Annotated in this window: 19 protein-coding genes; 10 read left to right on the forward strand and 9 right to left on the reverse strand. The window is 64.0% G+C overall.

Translation table 11 applies throughout. The annotated features are described in order from the left end of the window. Window positions 1-33 precede the first annotated feature (33 nt). The 4 genes from purH to AADJ04_RS10260 all read right to left on the reverse strand — a co-directional run bounded on the left by purH (window position 34) and on the right by AADJ04_RS10260 (window position 3,772). Window positions 34-1,653, reverse strand: coding sequence for a bifunctional phosphoribosylaminoimidazolecarboxamide formyltransferase/IMP cyclohydrolase (gene purH, locus AADJ04_RS10245; protein WP_341239549.1), 1,620 nt, complete (start codon window positions 1,651-1,653; stop codon window positions 34-36). A 93-nt stretch (window positions 1,654-1,746) separates the two neighbouring features. After that, window positions 1,747-1,980 carry a Fis family transcriptional regulator gene (locus AADJ04_RS10250; RefSeq protein WP_044398839.1) on the reverse strand — a complete coding sequence of 78 codons (234 nt, stop codon included), beginning with the start codon at window positions 1,978-1,980 and terminating at the stop codon, window positions 1,747-1,749. Next, on the reverse strand, window positions 1,977-3,023 hold the full coding sequence (dusB, locus tag AADJ04_RS10255) for a tRNA dihydrouridine synthase DusB (protein ID WP_341239550.1): 1,047 nt from the start codon (window positions 3,021-3,023) through the stop codon (window positions 1,977-1,979). Before dusB ends, AADJ04_RS10250 begins: the two co-directional genes overlap by 4 nt. A 188-nt stretch (window positions 3,024-3,211) precedes the next feature. Further along, entirely contained in the window at window positions 3,212-3,772 is a 561-nt protein-coding gene (locus AADJ04_RS10260) for a D-Ala-D-Ala dipeptidase (protein WP_341239551.1), read from the reverse strand. 162 nt (window positions 3,773-3,934) lie between these two features. Here AADJ04_RS10260 and AADJ04_RS10265 point away from each other — a divergent pair, with 162 nt between their 5' ends. After that, the gene (locus tag AADJ04_RS10265; protein WP_341239552.1) at window positions 3,935-4,405 is read left to right on the forward strand and encodes a YqaA family protein; all 471 of its coding nucleotides are present in this window, start codon (window positions 3,935-3,937) and stop codon (window positions 4,403-4,405) included. A gap of 15 nt (window positions 4,406-4,420) precedes the next feature. Here AADJ04_RS10265 and AADJ04_RS10270 read toward each other — a convergent pair whose 3' ends face one another. The 3 genes from AADJ04_RS10270 to serA all read right to left on the reverse strand — a co-directional run bounded on the left by AADJ04_RS10270 (window position 4,421) and on the right by serA (window position 8,989). Next, complete coding sequence (locus AADJ04_RS10270; protein WP_341239553.1) at window positions 4,421-6,139, reverse strand: AAA family ATPase; 1,719 nt, start codon at window positions 6,137-6,139, stop codon at window positions 4,421-4,423. 296 nt (window positions 6,140-6,435) lie between these two features. Then, entirely contained in the window at window positions 6,436-7,530 is a 1,095-nt protein-coding gene (ychF, locus tag AADJ04_RS10275; protein ID WP_044398844.1) for a redox-regulated ATPase YchF, read from the reverse strand. A 229-nt stretch (window positions 7,531-7,759) separates the two neighbouring features. Then, the gene (gene serA, locus AADJ04_RS10280) at window positions 7,760-8,989 is read right to left on the reverse strand and encodes a phosphoglycerate dehydrogenase (protein WP_341239554.1); all 1,230 of its coding nucleotides are present in this window, start codon (window positions 8,987-8,989) and stop codon (window positions 7,760-7,762) included. A gap of 275 nt (window positions 8,990-9,264) precedes the next feature. Here serA and ugpB point away from each other — a divergent pair, with 275 nt between their 5' ends. From ugpB to ugpQ, 6 genes are all read left to right on the forward strand, one after another. Next, the gene (gene ugpB / locus AADJ04_RS10285) at window positions 9,265-10,566 is read left to right on the forward strand and encodes a sn-glycerol-3-phosphate ABC transporter substrate-binding protein UgpB (RefSeq protein WP_341239564.1); all 1,302 of its coding nucleotides are present in this window, start codon (window positions 9,265-9,267) and stop codon (window positions 10,564-10,566) included. Window positions 10,567-10,700: 134 nt separating this feature from the next. Then, complete coding sequence (gene ugpA / locus AADJ04_RS10290) at window positions 10,701-11,582, forward strand: sn-glycerol-3-phosphate ABC transporter permease UgpA (protein WP_044400106.1); 882 nt, start codon at window positions 10,701-10,703, stop codon at window positions 11,580-11,582. 141 nt (window positions 11,583-11,723) lie between these two features. Then, on the forward strand, window positions 11,724-12,575 hold the full coding sequence (gene ugpE / locus AADJ04_RS10295; protein ID WP_066699114.1) for a sn-glycerol-3-phosphate ABC transporter permease UgpE: 852 nt from the start codon (window positions 11,724-11,726) through the stop codon (window positions 12,573-12,575). A gap of 60 nt (window positions 12,576-12,635) precedes the next feature. Then, a complete protein-coding gene (locus tag AADJ04_RS10300) occupies window positions 12,636-13,640 on the forward strand; it encodes a sn-glycerol-3-phosphate import ATP-binding protein UgpC (protein WP_044400112.1) in 1,005 nt (334 codons plus the stop codon). A 27-nt stretch (window positions 13,641-13,667) separates the two neighbouring features. Beyond that, entirely contained in the window at window positions 13,668-14,009 is a 342-nt protein-coding gene (locus tag AADJ04_RS10305) for a VOC family protein (RefSeq protein ID WP_341239555.1), read from the forward strand. Between the two features lie 41 nt (window positions 14,010-14,050). Beyond that, window positions 14,051-14,806, forward strand: coding sequence for a glycerophosphodiester phosphodiesterase (gene ugpQ, locus AADJ04_RS10310; protein WP_341239556.1), 756 nt, complete (start codon window positions 14,051-14,053; stop codon window positions 14,804-14,806). A gap of 112 nt (window positions 14,807-14,918) precedes the next feature. Here ugpQ and AADJ04_RS10315 read toward each other — a convergent pair whose 3' ends face one another. Next, window positions 14,919-15,878 carry a tripartite tricarboxylate transporter substrate binding protein gene (locus AADJ04_RS10315; RefSeq protein ID WP_066699122.1) on the reverse strand — a complete coding sequence of 320 codons (960 nt, stop codon included), beginning with the start codon at window positions 15,876-15,878 and terminating at the stop codon, window positions 14,919-14,921. A gap of 206 nt (window positions 15,879-16,084) precedes the next feature. Continuing rightward, complete coding sequence (locus AADJ04_RS10320) at window positions 16,085-16,360, reverse strand: hypothetical protein (protein ID WP_066696173.1); 276 nt, start codon at window positions 16,358-16,360, stop codon at window positions 16,085-16,087. Window positions 16,361-16,436: 76 nt separating this feature from the next. Between AADJ04_RS10320 and hemA the strand changes: the two genes are divergently transcribed. From hemA to prmC, 3 genes are all read left to right on the forward strand, one after another. Next, window positions 16,437-17,744 (forward strand): glutamyl-tRNA reductase, encoded by a 1,308-nt coding sequence (hemA, locus tag AADJ04_RS10325; protein WP_066696177.1) that lies wholly within the window; start codon window positions 16,437-16,439, stop codon window positions 17,742-17,744. 114 nt (window positions 17,745-17,858) lie between these two features. Then, window positions 17,859-18,971, forward strand: coding sequence for a peptide chain release factor 1 (gene prfA, locus AADJ04_RS10330; RefSeq protein WP_341239557.1), 1,113 nt, complete (start codon window positions 17,859-17,861; stop codon window positions 18,969-18,971). A 102-nt stretch (window positions 18,972-19,073) separates the two neighbouring features. Further along, window positions 19,074-19,910, forward strand: coding sequence for a peptide chain release factor N(5)-glutamine methyltransferase (gene prmC / locus AADJ04_RS10335; protein ID WP_341239558.1), 837 nt, complete (start codon window positions 19,074-19,076; stop codon window positions 19,908-19,910). Window positions 19,911-19,941: the final 31 nt, after the last annotated feature.

The following is a 19,941-nucleotide window of genomic DNA, read 5'->3' on the forward strand; positions in this document are numbered from 1 at the left end:
GTGCAAATCCAGAGATGCCTTGCGATTCGCAGATCAATGGCGGAAGTGGCTCACGCCGCTGAACACCATGGCCACGCCGCGTTCGTTGGCGGCGTCAATCACTTCCTGGTCGCGCATGGAGCCGCCGGGCTGGATGACGCAGGTGGCGCCTGCATCCACCACCACGTCGAGGCCGTCGCGGAAGGGGAAGAAGGCGTCGCTGGCCACCACGGTGCCTTGCAGCGACAGGTTGGCGTGTTCAGCCTTGATGCTGGCGATGCGGGCCGAGTCGAGACGGCTCATCTGGCCGGCGCCCACGCCCATGGTCATGCCGCCCTTGCAGAAGACGATGGCGTTGCTCTTGACGTACTTGGCGACCTTCCAGGCGAACAGCAGGTCTTCCATTTCTTCCAGCGTGGGCTGCTTCTTCGTCACGACCTTGAGGTCGATGAGCGACAGCTCGTGGTTGTCTGCCGTCTGCAGCAGCAGGCCCGAGCCGATGCGCTTGGCGTCCATGGCGTTGCGGCCTCGCTCCCAGTCGGTGTTGCCCCCGTGTGCGGAAGATGTCGAGGGAAGGGCGATCTTGAGCAAGCGCACATTGGCCTTGCTCTTGAAGATTTCCAGCGCTTCGGGCGTGAACTCGGGGGCCATCAGCACTTCCACAAACTGCTTGCTGACCTGGGCAGCGGCTGCGCCGTCCACCACGCGGTTGAAGGCGATGATGCCGCCGAAGGCGCTGGTGGGGTCGGTCTGGAAGGCCTTGCTGTAGGCGCTCAGGGCATCGAGCCCCACGGCCACGCCGCAGGGGTTGGCGTGCTTGACGATCACGCAGGCTGCGGCGTCAAAGCTCTTGACGCATTCCCACGCGGCATCGGCGTCGGCGATGTTGTTGTAGCTCAGCTCTTTGCCTTGCAGCTGCACGCCGGTGACCAGCGAGCCGGGTGCGGGGTGCAGGTCGCGGTACAGCGCGGCTTGCTGGTGGCTGTTTTCGCCGTAGCGCAGGTCTTGCACCTTGGTGAAGATGCCGTTGCTCTGGCCGGGGAACTGGGTGCGCGTGGGCACGTAGGTTTCCGAGAGCTTTTCTTCTTCGAACGTGACGGACGAGAGGTAGTCGCTGATGGCGCCGTCGTACTGGGCGATGCGGTTGAACGCAGCCACCGACAGGGCAAAGCGCAGCTTGTCGCTCAGCTTTCCATTCGCCTTCAGCTCGGCCAGCACAGCTTCGTACTGGTCGGCGGCGGTGATCACGCCCACGTCTTTCCAGTTCTTGGCGGCGCTGCGCACCATGGCGGGGCCGCCGATGTCGATGTTCTCGATGGCGTCGGCCAGCGTGCAACCGGCCTTGGCCACGGTGGCTTCAAAGGGGTAGAGGTTGACCACCAGCAGGTCGATGGTGTCGATGCCGTGTTCCTTCAGGGCCGCCATGTGGGCGGGCAGCTCGCGGCGGCCCAGCAGGCCGCCATGCACCTTGGGGTGCAGGGTCTTCACGCGGCCATCCAGCATTTCAGGGAACTGGGTGACTTCGGCCACTTCGGTCACGGGCAGGCCCTCTTTGGCCAGCAGTTGCGCAGTGCCGCCGGTAGACAGCAGCTTGATGCCCAGCGCGTGCAGGGCTTTGGCAAAGTCAACAATGCCGGTCTTGTCGGAAACGGAAAGAAGTGCGTTCATGGCCATGGTGGAGGTAAAGTTTGAAGTGAAATTGGGCTCTAGCGCACGTCTGCCAAGCGCTAGCAGCTATGTTTTATATAGCAAACACCTGTCGCAGCATCAGAGCAACTTGTGCTCGACCAGCTTCTTGCGCAGGGTGTTGCGGTTCAGGCCCAGCCATTCGGCCGCGCGGGACTGGTTGTTGTCAGCGTGGCTCATCACCACCTCCAGCAGCGGCTTCTCGACCACGCGCACCAGCATGTCGTACATGCCGTCAGGCGTTTCACCGCCCAGGTCGCGGAAGTAACCTTGCAGGCTTTCGCGGACGCACTCTTCTATGTGTTGTTTGCTCATGCAGGCAATCCCTCTTGTTCTTCTGTATCTGCAGGCGCGGCAGTAGCGGCGGGCATGCGGTCCATCTGGGTGCCCAGGGCATCCAGAAAATCGGCCACAGCCTGCCACTGCGCAGCGCTGTCTTCTATCGTGTTGATGTGCTGCCTGAAGGCCTCGCCGCCCGGCAGGGCACGCAGGTACCACGCAATGTGCTTGCGGGCGCTGCGCACGCCGGTCAGCTCGCCGTACAGGCTGTAGTGGTCGTGCAAATGATCGAGCAGCAGGCGGCGCACCTCGGCCACCAGGGGTGGGGCCAGGTGCTCGCCGGTGTCCAGAAAGTGGCCAATCTCGCGGAAGATCCAAGGCCGCCCCTGGGCGGCGCGGCCGATCATGATGGCGTCGGCCCCGGTGTAGGCCAGCACATCGCGCGCCTTTTCGGGCGAGGTGATGTCGCCGTTGGCCACCACGGGCACCTTCACCGCCGCTTTCACGGCGGCGATGGTGTCGTACTCGGCCTGGCCCTTGTAGCCCTGCTCGCGCGTGCGGCCGTGCACCGTCAGCATCTGGATGCCGATGGATTCGAACTGGCGCGCTAGCGATACAGCGTTCTTGTACTGCTGGCACCAGCCAGTGCGCATTTTCAGCGTGACGGGCACGTTGAACGGCGCACACGCCTCAACCACCGCCTGCGCGATGGACACGGCCAGCGCCTCGTCCTGCATCAGGGCGGAGCCCGCCCACTTGTTGCACACCTTCTTTGCCGGGCAGCCCATGTTGATGTCGATGATCTGCGCGCCGCGCTCTACGTTGTAGACCGCCGCCTCGGCCATCATCTGCGCCTCGGTGCCGGCAATCTGCACGGCAATGGGGCCCGGCTCCCCTTCGTGGTTGGCCCGGCGCGAGGTCTTGAGGCTGTTCCACAAGTCCTTGCGCGAGGTCACCATCTCGCTCACCGCATAGCCCGCCCCCAGCGCCTTGCACAGCTGGCGAAAGGGCCGGTCCGTCACGCCCGCCATGGGGGCGACGAACAGACGGTTCGCCAAAGAGAACTGGCCTATGTGCATGGGGGTACGGGGGTACGGGGGTTGGCAGCGGGTGCTGAAAAAGGAGGCAGGATTGTACCTGCTCAAAATTTCAGCAACTGAAATATCCAACCGCGCGATTCAAGTGCGGCCCCAGCCCTTGCGCAGCGGGATCACGCAACCCGTTTTTGCACACAACCCGTTTTTGTTTTGTACTGCAATCACCCACCTCAGCGGGCAGCCACACTCACAGGGCTGCTGCCTTGCTGGGCAAAGTGCCACCAGGCATCGGGCAGATTGCTGAAGCGGTGCTGCGCCATCAACGTGCGCAGCCACTGGCGGTTGAATTGCACGTCGGGCGAGAAGCCGCCCGCATCCACCGACGCCGCTGCCAGCGGTACACCGGCCGGTGTGCCCATGTCCACCTCATGCCCATCGGCCAAGGGGCCACGCACCACCTTGCTGGCTTTGAGGCCATCCACCACGGTCACCTCGACCCGCCAGGCGCCGCTGGGCCCATGGCAGCGCGCCTTCAAGGCCATGCCTTGCGCCTGCAACTGCTGCGCAATGCGCGATAACGCGGCTTGACCAGCGCGGTCTTGCTGGCAACTGCCTGCCGACTGGCCCCGCCAATCCACATCTCCCTCGGCATCGGCAGCGTGAACGGCTGCATGGCCACCAAACCCCGCTGCCAACAACCCGGCCACGAGCCAGTGCTGCCAGTGCTGCCAGCGGGCGCGCGATGGGCGGGCCGTGTCGGCAAATATCGAAGTTGTGTGGCGGTGGGGCATGGGTTCCTCCTCGTTTTTGCTTTCCAGGGTGGGCATGAGGAGAAGGTACCGAGCGACGGGCCACCGCCCCCAAAGCGTATGCCCCGCGCCGCTGTAGGACGAGGCCGCCAAAGCGAGAAACGCGGGCGCAGAGCCCTACACTCCAACGCTATGGAAATCTGGATGCACCAGCTGCTTCACTGGCTGGCCCTGCCGCAATTCGGGCTGAGCACAGTCTTCGTGGTCTCGTTCATCTCGGCCACACTGCTGCCTTTGGGCTCCGAGCCTGCGGTGTTCGGGCTCATCAAGCTCAACCCTGATCTTTTCTGGCCTGCGATTGGTGTGGCCACCGTGGGCAACACCCTGGGCGGTGCGGTGAGCTGGTGGATGGGCCTGGGCGCCCACAAGGCCGTGGACCGCGCCCGGGGCAGCCCCACCGAAGTGCGCGCACTGGGCTGGTTGCGCCGCTTTGGCCCCGCCGCCTGCCTGCTGAGCTGGCTGCCCGGTGTGGGTGACCCGCTGTGCGCCGTGGCCGGCTGGCTCAAGCTGCCGTTCTGGCCCTGCGTAGCCTACATGGCAGTGGGCAAGTTCTTTCGCTACCTGGTCATGACGAGCGTGCTGCTGTACTTCATGCCAGGACAGTTGGGCGGCTGAGGGCCCGCACCCAGGTCATCGGCTTCGGGGCAGCAATGCATCCCAGTCCACCGGCTGGGTGGTGTCCACATGCACCGTCAGCGCCAATTCATCGGGCGCCAAGGGCTGCAGGTGGGCCCATTGAGAATCCAGCACCGCCACATCGGCTTCTGACGCATCTTCGCCCTGGCGCTGACGCGCCTGCACGCGCTCGCGCAGCACCGCCAGCGGCGCTTCAAAAGCCAGAATGCGGCAAGGCACCGGCAACGCCCGCGCCAGTGCCATGAACTGAGTGCGCGTGGCCGGGTTCAAGAAGGTGGCATCGACCAGCACCGGGTAGCCCGCCTTCAGCACCAGCACGGCCAGTTGCGCCAGCCGCTCGTGGGTCTGCCGCGAAGCCTGGGGGGTGTAGATGCCGCCTTCAACACCATCACTGCGCTGCCCCGCGCGCAGGCCGAACAAACGCTTGCGCTCTACATCAGCCCGCAGGCGCACCGCGCCACGCTGAGCCACCAGCGGTAACGAATGGGTGCTTTTGCCCGAGCCCGACAAGCCATACGCCAGCCACAGCACCACTGCGTTTGGCTGGGTCAGCTCCACGGCCAGCGCCAGGTAGCGTTGCAGCGTGCGCTGCGCCTCGTCTATCAGCGCAGCATGGGCCGCCTGTGCTGCGCTATCGACGCGCTGCGCTTGCAGCTGCGTCCACTGCAAGCCCGCCACACGGGCCCGCACCAGCGCGCGGTACACACGGTAGTAGCCCAGCACCTGCAGGCCTTCGTAATCGCCCGTGTGCTCCAGCCACCGGTTCACGCAGCGCCAGGCCAGGTCAGGCCGCCCACGCGCTTGCAGGTCCATGGCCAAAAAGGCCAGGTCGGCCATGCAGTCAATCCAGCGCAGATCGGGGTTGAACTCCAGCGCATCAAACAACTGCGGTTGGCCGTCAATCCAGGCAATGTTGGCCAGGTGCAGATCGCCATGGCACTCGCGCACATGGCCACCGCGCCAGCGCTGGGCCCACACGCCCTGCAACGCACGCTGCCGGGCGGCACACCATTGCTCCAGCCGCTCCAAGTCACCCACCTGCCCCGGCGCCACCTGGGACAGCACCAAAGCCAGCGCGGTCAGGCATTCACGCACCGGCGCGGTGGCAGCATGCTCGGGTGATGGCGCCGCCAGCGCCCCGCCCAGCTGCGCCATGTCTGCCACAGCCGCCTGCGTGTGCAGCCTGGCCACCTGCTCGGCCAGGGCATCCATGTCTTCGTCTGCCACACATCCCGCCTCCAGCCTGCGGCTGAGCAAGGCCTGCTGGTCAAAGCGGCGCATCAGCACCGCGGGCTCCGCCCCTGCGGCATCCCCTGCCGCCCAGGGCTTCACCCGCCAGGGCCGGGAATCGCTGCCGTCACCCTCCACGCCCACCACGTCCAGGTACATGTGCGGGGCCGTGCGGCGGTTGATGCGCAGCTCTTCCTGGCACGCGGCCAAGCGCAGTGCGGCGGTGCTGAAGTCCAGAAAATCCAGCGCCAAAGGCTTCTTGAATTTGTACACATGCCCACCCACCAGCAGTAGCCACGAGATGTGCGTTTCGATGCACTCCACCGCACAGCCCGCATAGCCCCAGGCCTGCGGGTGGTACTGCAGTTGATGCACGCGTTGTTGCGCAGCGGCGTAGGCATCCTCCAGCGTGGGCCTGGCAACGTGCTGCCGCGCAAAGGAGTCGGAAGGAGCGAGATGGGTGGGGTTGGAAATGTCTGACACGAGCAAAAGGCCGCAGGCCGTGCAGCCAGGCAACAAGATGGCCCCAGTGTGCGCGTGGTGCGGCGGCTGTCAACCCGGCTGCGCTAACCGACCGCAGGTGGATGGCTCAACACCTATCGCAGCCCAATCAATTGCTATCAATTAAATAGCGCATTGCGCTTTCCAGATAAGCGCTAGCGCCCAATTTCAATTGAAGCAGTGCAAATCAGACCTGCAACCCGGTCGCCCATAAAAAAGCCCCGCCATGGCGGGGCTGGATCGATGGCCAAGGAGCAGAAACTCTGCCACGCAGTGGCTTAGACGTTGAACAGGAAGTTCAGCACGTCGCCGTCCTTGACCACGTATTCCTTGCCTTCGGCGCGCATCTTGCCCGCGTCCTTCGCGCCCTGCTCACCCTTGTATTGGATGAAGTCTTCAAACGCGATGGTCTGGGCGCGGATGAAGCCGCGCTCGAAGTCGCCGTGGATCACGCCTGCGGCTTGGGGAGCGGTGTCGCCCACATGGATGGTCCAGGCGCGCACTTCCTTCACGCCCGCGGTGAAGTAGGTTTGCAGGCCCAGCAGCTTGAAGCCGGCGCGGATCAGGCGGTTCAGGCCGGGCTCATCCTGGCCCATTTCAGCCAGGAACATGTCGCGGTCTTCGTCGCTCATTTCGGACATTTCCGACTCGATCTTTGCGCAAATGGCCACCACGGGCGCATTCTGCGCAGCGGCGTATTCCTTCAGGCGATCGAGCAGCGGGTTGTTTTCAAAGCCGTCTTCACTCACATTGCCCACGAACATGGCGGGCTTGGAGGTGATGAGGCAGAACTGCTTGAGCAACGGAGCATCTTCCTTGCTCACTTCCACCGTGCGGGCGGGCTTGCCTTCGTTCAGCGCGGCCTGGATGGGCGTGAGCAGCGAAACGATCTTGGCGGCTTCCTTGTCGTTGCCCGACTTGGCGGCCTTGCTGTAGCGGTTCAGCGCTTTTTCCACGGTACCCAGGTCGGCCAGGCACAGCTCGGTCTGGATGACTTCAATGTCGGCAATCGGGTCCACGCGGCCTGCCACGTGGATCACGTTGGGGTCTTCAAAGCAGCGCACCACATTGACGATGGCGTCGGTCTCGCGGATGTGGGCCAGGAACTGGTTGCCCAGGCCTTCGCCCTTGCTGGCGCCCGCCACCAGGCCAGCGATGTCCACAAACTCGACGATGGCGGGGACGATGCGCTCGGGCTGGATGATCTCGGCCAGCTGCTGCAGGCGCGGATCGGGCACTTCCACCACGCCGGTGTTGGGCTCGATGGTGCAGAACGGGTAGTTCTCGGCGGCAATGCCTGCCTTGGTCAGCGCGTTGAAAAGGGTGGACTTGCCCACGTTGGGCAGGCCCACGATGCCGCATTTGAGGCTCATGGAAATTCCTTGTGTATCGCCCCTGCAGCGCGCCCTGGGCCTGAAGGCCAGGTGGCGCATGCGAGCCATCGCCGTGTGGGGCGACGGCCCTGGAGGGGCCGGGTGAAGGCATCGCGCTGCAAAAGCCGGCCAAATCCGGCGGTTTGCGCTTGCGGTGCCTTGGGTGCGGCGCGGATTTTAACCTCGGGCGGCCCAACGCACCGGCCCGGCACCGCAGCACGGCAATGGATCAGAACAACACGCGGCTGCGCAGGGTGCCTGTGACCCCGGCCAGTTTGTCCAGCGCCAGCGGGGAAGAGGCTGCGTCGATATCGATCACCACGTAACCGATCTTCTCGTTGGTTTGCAGGTACTGGGCTGCCACGTTGATCTGGTTGTCGGAAAAAATGCGGTTGATTTCCGACAGCACCCCCGGCACGTTACGGTGGATGTGCAGCAGGCGGTGCTTGCCAGCGTGCGCGGGCAGCGCCACTTCAGGGAAGTTGACGGACGAGGTGCTGGTTCCGTTGTCGCTGTACTTCACCAGCTTCTCGGCCACCTCGGTGCCGATGTTGGCCTGCGCCTCCATGGTGGAGCCGCCGATGTGGGGCGTGAGGATGACGTTGTCCAGCCCGCGCAGGGGCGACAGGAACTCGTCCTTGTTGGTGCGCGGCTCGACAGGAAACACGTCGATGGCCGCGCCCAGCAGCTTCTTGGCTTTGAGCGCTGCGGCCAGGGCGTCAATATCGACCACCGTGCCGCGCGCAGCGTTGATGAGGATGCCGCCGGGCTTCATGGCCGCAATTTCGGCCGCGCCGATCATGCCTTCGGTCGAGGGCAGCTCAGGCACATGCAGGCTGACGATGTCGCTTTGCGCCAGCAGGTCGTGCAGCTTGGCCACCTGGCGCGCGTTGCCCAGCGGCAGCTTGTTCACCACGTCGTAAAACGCCACCTGCATTCCCAGCGCTTCGGCCAGCACCGACAACTGCGTGCCGATGGAGCCATAGCCGACGATGCCCAGCGTCTTGCCACGGATTTCGTAGGCGTTCTCGGCCGACTTGAGCCAGCCGCCACGGTGGGCCACGGCGTTCTTTTCGGGCACGCCGCGCAGCAGCAAGATAGCCTCTGCCAGCACCAGTTCGGCCACCGAGCGGGTGTTGGAATACGGGGCGTTGAAGACGGCAATGCCACGCTCACGCGCAGCGTTCAGGTCCACCTGGTTGGTGCCGATGCAAAAACATCCCACAGCGACCAGCTTGTGCGCGTGGGCAAACACGTCCTCGGTCAACTGGGTGCGCGAGCGAATGCCCACAAAGTGCACGTCCGCAATCTTGCGCTTGAGTTCCTCGTCGGGCAGCGCGCCGGAGATGACTTCGATCTGCGTGTACCCAGCGGAACGCAGCACGTCCACCGCAGAGGGGTGAATACCCTCCAGCAATAAAAATTTGATCTTGCTTTTGTCCAGCGATTGCGCGGTCATGAAGGTCCCTGTTCAGTGGATGGAGGTGGGCTGGGGCAGATTTACCTTGGCTAGCACAAGCATGGTGCAATGCACAAAACCTTGCAACTCCGGGCAAATCCACCCTGAAACTGTCATGGAAACGTCACAATTGGACACACCGCCCGGCCTTCAACGGGTTTTTACCGTTGTAATCGGCCGGGCAACCATGGGACAACGACACATGTTTGACACATTTCGTGCCTAGCATCGGCCGCTTTGTGCCCAGCGTCATCTTTGGAGAGATATCTATGTAACTGAAGAAATTGGCATTGACTGCCGCCATCGCCTTCGGCGCCTGTGTTCCCGCACACGCCCAGACGGAAATTCAATGGTGGCATTCCATGAGCGCCGCTTTGGGCGACTGGGTGAATGACCTGGCCAAGCAATACAACGCAAGCCAAACCAAGTACAAGATCGTGCCCACCTACAAGGGCACGTATGACGAATCGATGACAGCCGGTATTGCCGCCTTCCGCGCTGGCAATGCACCCCACATCATTCAGGTGTTTGAAGTGGGCACCGCCACCATGATGGCCAGCAAGGGCGCCATCGTGCCCGCAGGCAAGGTGATGAGCGATGCGGGCTTCAAGTTCGACCCCACCTCGTACGTGTCTGCCGTGGCCGGTTACTACACCGCGCCCAACGGCCAGATGCTGAGCTACCCGCTCAACAGCTCCACCACCATCTTCTATTACAACAAGGACGCCTTCAAGAAGGCCGGTCTGGACGCCAACAAGCCTCCCAAGACCTGGCCTGAAGTGTTTGAAGCCGCCTCCAAACTCAAGGCCAGCGGCCACAGCTGCCCGTTCACCACCAGCTGGATCAGCTGGACGCAACTGGAAAGCTTCTCGCTGTGGCACAACACGCTGTTCGCCAGCAAGAACAATGGCTTTGACGGCACGGATGCCCAGCTGCAGATCAACACCCCGCTGCACGTGCGCCACTTTGAAAACCTGGCCAAGGCTTCGAAAGACGGCAGCTTTGTGTACAAGGGCCGCGGCACCGCAGCCGACGCATCCTTCCCATCGGGTGAGTGCGCGATGATCACCGGCTCGTCTGGTCTGTATGCCCGCGTGGCCAAGGAAGCCAAGTTTGCCTACGGCATCTCGACCCTGCCTTACTACGCTGACGTGAAGGGCGCGCCCCAGAACACCGCCATTGGTGGTGCCAGCCTGTGGGTGATGGCCGGCAAGAAGGCCGAAGAGTACAAGGGCGTTGCCGACTTCCTGAACTTCCTGAACGACACCAAGGTGCAAGCCGCCAGCCACCAGCGCACCGGCTATCTGCCTGTGACCATGGGCGCTTACAAGCTCACCGAAGCCTCCGGTTTCTATGAAAAGAACCCAGGCACCGATGTGGCCGTGACACAGATGATTCGTAAGGCAACCGACAAGTCGCGCGGCATTCGTCTGGGCAACTTCGTTCAGGTTCGCGCCATCATCGACGAGGAAACCGAACAAATCTGGTCGGGCAAGAAGACTCCCAAGGAAGCCCTGGACACAGCCGTGACCCGTGGCAACGAGCAACTGGCCCGTTTCGCACGCGCTAACCGCTAATTTTTATCGCCCCCGTTGATGGGGCCCGACTCTCCAGGCATTCCCCTGGGTTTCTGGGCTCCATCGTTGGCCCGCACCCCTCGCAAACACCGGTTTGCATGGGCTGCGGGCTGTTTTGTTCAGACTGATCCGATATGGAAAAACGCGTTTTATTCCGCTCTGCATGGCTGCCGTGGGTGCTTTTGCTACCCCAGCTGGTCGTGATCAGCGTCTTCTTCTTCTGGCCGGCGGGCCAGGCGCTGGTGCAATCTTTCCAGATGCAAGATGCCTTTGGCATGTCCACCGAATGGGTGGGGCTGGAAAACTTCCGCAACCTGTTTGAAGACCCGAGCTATCTCGCCTCGTTCAAGACAACGGCTTTCTTCTCCATCGCCGTGGCGGTGTCGGGCATCGCCATCTCGCTGGTGCTGGCCATCTTTGCCGACCGCATCGTGCGCGGGGCCCTGGTGTACAAAACCGCACTGCTGCTGCCTTATGCAGTGGCCCCGGCCGTAGCGGGCGTGCTGTGGATGTTCATGTTCTCCCCCTCGCTGGGCGTGGTGGCGTATCTGCTGCGCCAGTCGGGGTTTGACTGGAACCACTTGCTCAACTCCGACCACGCCATGACGCTGATCGTGATTGCAGCCGTGTGGAAGCAGATCTCCTACAACTTCCTGTTCTTCCTGGCGGGCCTGCAGTCCATCCCCAAGTCGCTGATTGAAGCGGCCGCGATTGATGGCGCGGGCCCATGGCGCCGGTTCTGGAGCATCCAGTTCCCGCTGCTGTCGCCCACCACGTTCTTCCTGCTGGTGATCAACGTGGTCTATGCCTTCTTCGACACCTTCGCCATCGTGGACTCCACCACGCAGGGCGGCCCAGGGCAAGACACCTCGATCCTGGTCTACAAGGTCTATCACGATGGCTTCAAGGCCATGGACATGGGCGGATCGGCCGCGCAATCGGTGGTGCTGATGGCCATCGTGGTCGTACTGACCGTGGTCCAGTTCCGCTACGTCGAGAAGAAAGTGCAATATTGATGCTCCCCCTGAGTCGCTTCGCGCCTTCCCCCTCGAGGGGGACGCCGCCCTCACAGCGGGGCGGCCCTTGCTTGGCGGCCCTCGCCTATGGCATGCCCTTGTTCGGCACCTGGGGCCAGGCATCACCTCTGAAAGATTCCAATGGTTGAACGCAGTCCTTTTCTCAAGGCGTTCTCGCACCTGATCATGGTGCTGGGCGTCATCATCGTGGGCTTCCCGCTGTACCTCGCGTTTGTGGCGTCCACCCACACTGCGCAAGACATCGTGCAGGTGCCCATGCCCCTGCTGCCCGGCAGCAACTTCTGGGAAACCTACAAAACCGCGCTGTTCGGCGGCGGCTCGGGCCCTGGCTCCAGCGCCCCGGTGGCGCACATGATGTGGGTGAGCTTCGTGACGGCCATGGTCATCACCGTGGGCAAGATCGCCATCTCGCTGCTGTCGGCGTTTGCCATCGTGTACTTCCGCTTCCCCTTCAAGGGCATCTGCTTCTGGCTGATCTTCATCACGCTGATGCTGCCCGTGGAAGTGCGCATTGGCCCCACGTACCAGGTGGTGTCCAACCTGGGCATGCTCAACACCTATGCGGGCCTGACGGTGCCGCTCATCGCGTCGGCCACGGCCACCTTCCTGTTCCGCCAGTTCTTCCTGACGGTGCCGGACGAGCTGGTCGAAGCCGCGCGCATTGATGGTGCCGGCCCCATGCGCTTCTTCAAGGACATCCTGGTGCCGCTGTCGCGCACCTCGATTGCCGCGCTGTTCGTGATCCAGTTCATTTACGGCTGGAACCAGTACCTGTGGCCGCTGCTCGTGACCACTTCGGAAGACATGTACCCCGTGGTGATCGGCATCAAACGCATGATCGCTGGCGGCGACACCGGCAACGAATGGAACGTGGTGATGGCCACCGCCCTCTTGGCCATGCTGCCCCCCGCCCTGGTGGTGGTGTTCATGCAGCGCTGGTTCGTCAAGGGCCTGGTCGATACAGAAAAATAAACGAAATCTGCCGCTAGCGCTTATATATAAAGCGCTAGCAGCTATAAATTTAAGAGCAAAATGGCATCCATCTCTCTTCGCAACATCATCAAGCGCTACGGCCACGGCCCCAAGGCCAATCAGGTCATCCATGGCGTGAACGCTGAAATCAAGGACGGCGAATTCGTCGTCATCGTCGGCCCCTCGGGCTGCGGCAAATCCACGCTGCTGCGCATGGTGGCTGGGCTGGAAGAAATCTCCGGCGGCGAGCTGCACATTGGCAACCGCATCGTGAACGACCTGGAACCCGCCCAGCGCGACATCGCCATGGTGTTCCAGAACTACGCGCTGTACCCGCACATGACGAACTTCGAGAACATGGCCTATGGCCTGAAGATCGCCAAGGTGCCCAAGGAAGAAATCAAGGCGCGCGTGGACAAGGCTGCCAAGATTCTGGAACTGGGCCACTTGCTGGAGCGCAAGCCCCGCGAACTGTCCGGCGGCCAGCGCCAGCGCGTGGCCATGGGCCGCGCCATCGTGCGCCAGCCGCAGGTGTTTTTGTTTGACGAGCCCCTGTCCAACCTCGACGCCAAGCTGCGCGCGCAAACGCGCCTGGAAATCCAGAAGCTGCACCGCGAACTGGGCATCACCAGCCTGTTTGTCACGCACGACCAGGTCGAAGCCATGACGCTGGCGCAGCGCATGATCGTGATGAACGCCGGCAACATGGAACAGTTCGGCACGCCTGAAGAGGTCTATCACACACCTGCGTCCACGTTCGTCGCCAGCTTCATTGGCTCGCCGCCCATGAACCTGCTCAAGCACGCGCCCAACAGCAAGCCCGGCACCATCCTGGGCATCCGCCCCGAGCACATGGACATTGGCGACACCGGCTGGGAAGTGCGCGTGGACACCATCGAGCTGCTGGGTGCCGAGCGCCTGGTGTACGCCACCATGGGACAGGACACACTCATCGTGCGCATCGACGAAGGTCGCCCCTCGCCCAAGCCTGGCGACGCCATTCGCGTGGCGCCCCGCGAAGACCGCCTGCACTGGTTCAACGCGGAAACCGGCAAGCGCATCTGAGCGCGCGCACAACGCACTAGCGCCACCATGGCAGGCATCCACGCCACCGTGCCCGTGTTGGCATCGCTGGACCTGGCGGAGTCCCGGCAGTTCTATACCGAACTGCTGGGCTTTGATTGTCTGCATGCATCGGCCAACTACCTGATGCTGCGGCGCGACGGCTGCGAGTTGCACCTGTGGCACTGCACCGAGCGCCACATCGCCGAAAACACCTCGTGCTACGTGCGGGGCGACACCGCCGCACTGCATGCCGACTTTGCGCAACGCGGCCTGCCGGTAGCGCCCCCGCAGCTGCGCGAATGGGGCATGCGCGAGTTCTATGTCATCGACCCCCACGGCAACCTGCTCAAGTTTGGCGAGCCCGCTTGAACCGAACTGAGCCCGCCAACCACTGCCCTTCACTTCGCACCATGAACGCGATCACCGCTTCCTCCTGGCCTTACCCCCGCTGGATTGCCCACCGTGGCGCTGGCAAGCTGGCCCCTGAAAACACCTTGGCCGCCTTCCGCCTGGGCGCACAGCACGGCTACCGCATGTTTGAATGCGACGCCAAGCTGAGCGCCGACGGCGTGCCCTTTTTGCTGCACGACGCCACGCTGGAGCGCACCACCAACGGCCGTGGCACCGGCGGCGACCTGCCGCTGGGCGCGCTTGCGCAACTCGATGCGGGCAGTTGGCATTCACGCGCCTACGCTGGCGAGGCCGTGCCCACACTGGAGGCACTGGCCCGCTTTTGCATCGCCAACGGCTACTTTCTGAACATTGAGATCAAGCCCACGCCGGGGCAGGAAGAAACCACCGGGCGCGTGGTGGGCGAAACCGCAGCGCGGCTGTGGCAGGGCCAGGCCGTGCCCCCGCTGTTCTCGTCTTTCAAGCCCGACGCGCTGGCAGGCGCACAGGCCGCCGCAGCCCACATTCCGCGCGCCTTGCTGCTCGATACGCTGTGGGATGGATGCCTGGACACCGCTCGCAGCCTGGGCTGTGTGGCCATCGTGTGCAACCACGCGCTGTGGGACGCCGCCCTGGTCGCCCAGGTGAAAGGCATGGGCATGCGCACGTTGAGCTACACCGTCAACGACGACTGGGCCGCCCAACGCCTGATCGCTTTGGGCACCGACGGCATCATCACCGACCGCGTGGATCTGTTTTCGCCCGCCACGCCATAGGGCGCATCTTCCAACCAACGCGGCCCTGGGCTAGCGCCACCGTGGAACCGGCTTTGCCGGGCCACTGGTGGTATCCCCCTTCCCGGGGAAAGGCGCACAGCGCCTCAGGGGATCAATCCAGCTTCGCGCCCGATTTCTTCACCGCGTCGGCCCAACGGGGCATCTCACTGGCCAGGAACTTGGCGAAGTCATCTGCGCCCAGGAACGCAGGGTCCGCGCCCTGGCTCACCATGCGGCTTTTCACTTCGGGCGACTGCATCACCTGGCCAAACGCATCGCTGAGCTTGGCCACCACATCCTTGGGCGTGCCCGCAGGCGCCAGGAACCCATAAAAACCCACCACCTCAAAGCCCTTGAGGCCGCTCTCGATCACGGTGGGCACCTCGGGCAAGGCGGGGTTGCGTTCGCGGCTGGTCACGGCCAGGGCGCGCACCTTGCCCTGCTTGTGGTACGCCGCAGCCTGCGGAATGCTTTCGGCCATGAACTGCACCTGCCCGCCCATCAGATCGGTGAACGCAGGCGCGCTGCCGCGGTAGGGGATGTGCACCATGAACAGGCCGGTGGCCGTCTTGAACATTTCAGGCACCAGGTGGCTGATGCCGCCATTGCCTGCCGAGCCATAGTTGATCTGCCCTGGCTTGGACTTGGCGTAGGCCATGAATTCCTGCAGGTTCTTGGCAGGCACGTTCGGGTTCACCAGCAGGGCCAACGGCTGCATCGCGGTGCGAGCAATCGGCGTGAAATCCTTGAGCGTGGCATAGGGCAGGCGGCTGTACAACGCCGGGTTGATCACCATCACACCCGTGTTGGCCAGCATCAGGGTGTGACCGTCGGGCGGCGCCTTCATCACGTCTTGCGCGCCCACGGTGCCGCCAGCACCGGCCTTGTAGTCCACCACCACAGGCTGGCCCAGCACGGCCTGCAGTTTGTCGGTCAGCAAGCGGGCATGCTGGTCCAGCGGGCCACCCGCCGGAAAGCCGACCACGATGCGCACGGGCTTGGTAGGAAATGCGTGCACAGCAGCCGTCCAGGCCAAGGCTGCGCCCACCAACAGGGTGCGAAAGGTACTCATAGGGTGTCTCCGTTGTTGTAAATCTGTGAAGGTGCGATGGTAAAAGCAGAATGGCAGGCTTAGAGCGGCTAACAAAACTCTTCTGGCGTCGTTGCCGCGTCTTGTCGTACTACGCGTACTGCCTGCGACGCGGCGCCTAGCCAGAACCGCTTCGCTGAGTTTTGTTAGCCGCTCTTAACAGCTGCCGCGCTGAGCAATGCAAACGCTTATTTGCGCCACAGGCGCTGGCCCACTGCGTGCGATGTGGCGCAGGCCAGCACCAAGGCGCCGTAAGTCAGCATCTTGCCGTCGCGGCCGGTGATCCACAGCCCCGCCAGCAGCACGGCAGAGCACACCGCAAAGTCCAGCAGCCACTGCGCGCCTCGCCCCAGCCCGCGCGGGCCGCGCAGCACCAAAGGCCCCAGCATGGCCATGAAGAGGGCCATCCAGAATGCCGGCGCCAAGAAGTTCAGAAGGTGGTTGAGGCTGTCGAGCGGACCCATGTGCGCAATTGACCCATATCAAGGCATACCCACGCTGGGAGCCGCAGAGAAGGTAACGATTTTATAATCCGCCACCATGGCAGTCTGGGCCCTCGGCATCAACCACACCACCGCGCCGCTCGATCTGCGTGGCAGGTTTGCGTTCGCGCTCGACCAGATCGCGCCCACCTTGCAGGGATTGCGCCAGTCGCTGGGGCAGTCCCTCAGCCATTCGGGCGTGGAAACCGCCATCATCTCCACCTGCAACCGCACCGAAATTTACTGTGCTGGCGAACGGCCCGCGCTGGACCATACCCTGGGCTGGCTCGCCCACAGCGGCGGCGTGAGCCCCGCGCTGCTGCGTTCGCACTCCTACACTTTGGAAGACAGCCTCGTTGCCCGCCATGCGTTCCGCGTGGCCAGCGGGCTCGATTCGATGGTGCTGGGCGAAGCGCAGATCCTGGGCCAGATGAAGGACGCCGTGCGCGCTGCCGAAACAGCGGGCGCTTTGGGCACCACGCTTAACCAGCTCTTTCAGCGCAGCTTTGCCGTGGCCAAGGAGGTGCGCAGCAGCACCGAGATTGGCGCACACAGCATCAGCATGGCGGCAGCCGCCGTGCGCCTGGCCAGCCAGCTGTTTGAAGACCTCACCGAAATCAAGGTGCTGTTTGTGGGCGCGGGCGAGATGATCGAGCTGTGCGCCACGCACTTCGCCGCCAAGAACCCCAAGGCCATTGCCATTGCCAACCGCACGCTGGAGCGCGGCGAAAAGCTTGCCACCCGCTTTGGCGGCGAGGTGATGCGCCTGGCCGACCTGCCCGAGCGCCTGCACGAGTTTGACGCCGTCATCAGCTGCACGGCCAGCAGCCTGCCCATCATCGGCCTGGGTGCTGTGGAGCGCGCCCTGAAGAAGCGCCGCCACCGCCCCATCTTCATGGTGGACTTGGCTGTGCCGCGCGACATCGAGCCCGAGGTGAAAGCCCTGGGCGACGTGTACCTGTACACCGTAGACGACCTGGCCACCGTGGTGCAAACCGCGCAAGCCAACCGCCAGGCCGCCGTGGCGCAGGCTGAAGCCATCATCGACGCGGGCGTGCAAAGCTTCATGCACTGGATGGAGCTGCGCAGCCCCGCCACCGCTGCGGGGGGCGTGGTGCCGCTGATCCAGCAGCTCAACGCACAAGCCGACGAATGGCGCGCTGCCGAAATCGCGCGCGCCAAGAAGCTGCTGGCCAAGGGTGAAGACGTGGACGCGGTGCTGGAAGCCCTGTCGCGTGGCCTCACGCAAAAAATGCTGCACGGCACCCTGGCCGAGCTGCGCGCGGGCGACGCCGAAATGCGCGCCCAGACGGCACAGACCGTCTCGCGCCTGTTCCTGCGCTCGCAAAGCAAAAACGGCCAGTAGCGGCGCGTGCCCGCTCACCCGCCGCTCCGATTTCAAGCCAAATCGACCTCCAGCGCTTGATACATAAGCGCTAGCAGCTACCAAATTCGTAGCACCTTCTTTTTTCAGACCCCCATGAAACCCTTTCTCCGAAGCCAACTGGAGCGCTATGCACAACGCCTGGGCGAGCTGGACTTCCTGCTCTCGCGCGAAGACATCATGAGCGACATGGCGCAGTACCGCCGCATCTCTGTCGAGCATGCCGAGGTCACGCAGATTGCCGGCCGCTATGCCCGCTACCAGCAGCGCGAGGCCGATCTGGCCGGTGCGCGCGAAATGCTTTCCGACCCCGACATGGCCGAAATGGCGCAGGAGGAAATCGAAAGCAGCGAAGCCGAGCTGCTGCAACTGGAAGACGAACTGCAGCGCCTGTTGCTGCCCAAGGACCCCGACGACGCGCGCAACGCATTCGTGGAAATCCGCGCAGGCACAGGCGGTGACGAATCCGCCCTGTTCGCAGGCGACCTGACCCGCATGTACACCCGCTACGCCGCCACCCAGGGCTGGAAGGTGGAGGTGATGAGCGCCAACGAAAGCGAGCTGGGCGGCTACAAGGAAATCGTGCTGCGCATTGAAGGCCAGCCCGGTACGGGCCCCTCCGGTAGCGGTGTCTACGGCGCGCTCAAGTTCGAATCCGGTGGTCACCGCGTGCAGCGTGTGCCCGCCACCGAAACCCAAGGCCGCATCCACACCAGCGCCTGCACCGTGGCGGTGATGCCCGAGCCCGACGAGCACCAGGCCATCACACTGAACCCGGCGGACCTGCGCATCGACACCTTCCGCGCCAGCGGCGCGGGCGGGCAGCACATCAACAAGACGGACTCTGCCGTGCGCGTGGTGCACTTGCCCACCGGCATCGTGGCCGAATGCCAGGACGGCCGCAGCCAGCACAGCAACAAGGCCAAGGCGCTGCAGGTGCTGCAAGCGCGCATTCAGGAAAAGGAACGCAGCGAGCGCGCCGCCAAGGAGGCCGCGCTGCGCAGGGGCCTGATCGGCAGCGGCGACCGCAGCGACCGCATCCGCACCTACAACTTCCCGCAGGGGCGGCTGACGGACCACCGCATCAACCTCACGCTGTACAAGCTGCTGGCTGTGATGGAAGGCGACCTGGGCGATGTGCTGCAAGCCCTGCAACACGCCCGTGAGGCCGAGCAACTGGAAGAGCTGGAAAAGGGTGCGGGGGTGTAACGCCTGCAGCAGCATTCCGGTGCAGCGCACAAACCCTTTAAGCCTTTTAGGCCTCTAGCGCTTATCCAGCAAGCGCCACCAGCTATCAAAAACAGAGCAATTGTGAACACCCCCAACCTCGCCCAGGCTTTGGCCCAGGCCCACGCGCTGGGTCTGCCCCGCATTGACGCGCAACTGCTGCTGCTGCACGCACTGGGGCGCCCCGACGCGGGCCGTGCCTGGCTGCTGGCGCACGACACCGATGCGATGGACGAGGCCACGCACGCGCAGTTCATCGCCCTGTGCCAGCGCCGCGTGGCGGGTGAGCCCGTGGCCTACCTCACCGGACGCAAGGAGTTCTATGGCCTGCCGCTGCAGGTAGACGCCCGCGTGCTGGACCCCCGCCCCGACACCGAAACGCTGGTGGACTGGGCGCTGGAAGCCATCGCCCCCCTGCCCGCCCCGCGCGTGGCCGACCTGGGCACCGGCAGTGGCGCCATTGCGCTGGCCTTGCAAAGCCAGCGGCCCACGGCCCAGGTGCTGGCGGTGGATGCCAGCGCTGACGCCTTGGCGGTGGCCCAGGCCAACGCACAGCGGCTGGGCCTGCCCGTGCGCTTTCAACACGGCAACTGGCTGCACGGGGTGGAAGGGATATTCGACGCCATCGTTTCCAACCCGCCCTACATCCCCAGCGCAGACCCGCACTTGGCCGCGCTGCAGCACGAGCCGCTGCAGGCCCTGGCCAGCGGCAGCGACGGGCTGGACGACATCCGCACCATCGTGGCCCAGGCGCCAGCCCGGCTCGCATCGGGCGGCTGGCTGCTGCTGGAACATGGCTACGACCAGGCCGAGGCCGTGCAGGCGCTGCTAGCAGCCCATGGGTTTGTGCAGGTGCATAGCCGCAATGACCTTGCCGGCATCGCGCGCTGTACGGGCGGGCAGTGGCCGACAGTGAAATAATCCACCCCAACGCGGGCTCACAGCATTTTTT

This window comes from uncultured Acidovorax sp., from assembly GCF_964021665.1.
In the GTDB taxonomy this organism is placed as follows: domain Bacteria; phylum Pseudomonadota; class Gammaproteobacteria; order Burkholderiales; family Burkholderiaceae_C; genus Acidovorax; species Acidovorax temperans.

Bases quoted from the DNA above. Each gene is read 5' to 3' on its own strand.
- purH (WP_341239549.1), bottom strand. From the start codon at position 1,653: ATGGCCATGAACGCACTTCTTTCCGTTTCCGACAAGACCGGCATTGTT.
- AADJ04_RS10250 (WP_044398839.1), bottom strand. From the start codon at position 1,980: ATGAGCAAACAACACATAGAAGAGTGCGTCCGCGAAAGCCTGCAAGGT.
- dusB (WP_341239550.1), bottom strand. From the start codon at position 3,023: ATGCACATAGGCCAGTTCTCTTTGGCGAACCGTCTGTTCGTCGCCCCC.
- AADJ04_RS10260 (WP_341239551.1), bottom strand. From the start codon at position 3,772: ATGCCCCACCGCCACACAACTTCGATATTTGCCGACACGGCCCGCCCA.
- AADJ04_RS10265 (WP_341239552.1), top strand. From the start codon at position 3,935: ATGCACCAGCTGCTTCACTGGCTGGCCCTGCCGCAATTCGGGCTGAGC.
- ychF (WP_044398844.1), bottom strand. From the start codon at position 7,530: ATGAGCCTCAAATGCGGCATCGTGGGCCTGCCCAACGTGGGCAAGTCC.
- serA (WP_341239554.1), bottom strand. From the start codon at position 8,989: ATGACCGCGCAATCGCTGGACAAAAGCAAGATCAAATTTTTATTGCTG.
- ugpA (WP_044400106.1), top strand. From the start codon at position 10,701: ATGGAAAAACGCGTTTTATTCCGCTCTGCATGGCTGCCGTGGGTGCTT.
- ugpE (WP_066699114.1), top strand. From the start codon at position 11,724: ATGGTTGAACGCAGTCCTTTTCTCAAGGCGTTCTCGCACCTGATCATG.
- AADJ04_RS10300 (WP_044400112.1), top strand. From the start codon at position 12,636: ATGGCATCCATCTCTCTTCGCAACATCATCAAGCGCTACGGCCACGGC.
- AADJ04_RS10305 (WP_341239555.1), top strand. From the start codon at position 13,668: ATGGCAGGCATCCACGCCACCGTGCCCGTGTTGGCATCGCTGGACCTG.
- ugpQ (WP_341239556.1), top strand. From the start codon at position 14,051: ATGAACGCGATCACCGCTTCCTCCTGGCCTTACCCCCGCTGGATTGCC.
- AADJ04_RS10315 (WP_066699122.1), bottom strand. From the start codon at position 15,878: ATGAGTACCTTTCGCACCCTGTTGGTGGGCGCAGCCTTGGCCTGGACG.
- AADJ04_RS10320 (WP_066696173.1), bottom strand. From the start codon at position 16,360: ATGGGTCCGCTCGACAGCCTCAACCACCTTCTGAACTTCTTGGCGCCG.
- hemA (WP_066696177.1), top strand. From the start codon at position 16,437: ATGGCAGTCTGGGCCCTCGGCATCAACCACACCACCGCGCCGCTCGAT.
- prfA (WP_341239557.1), top strand. From the start codon at position 17,859: ATGAAACCCTTTCTCCGAAGCCAACTGGAGCGCTATGCACAACGCCTG.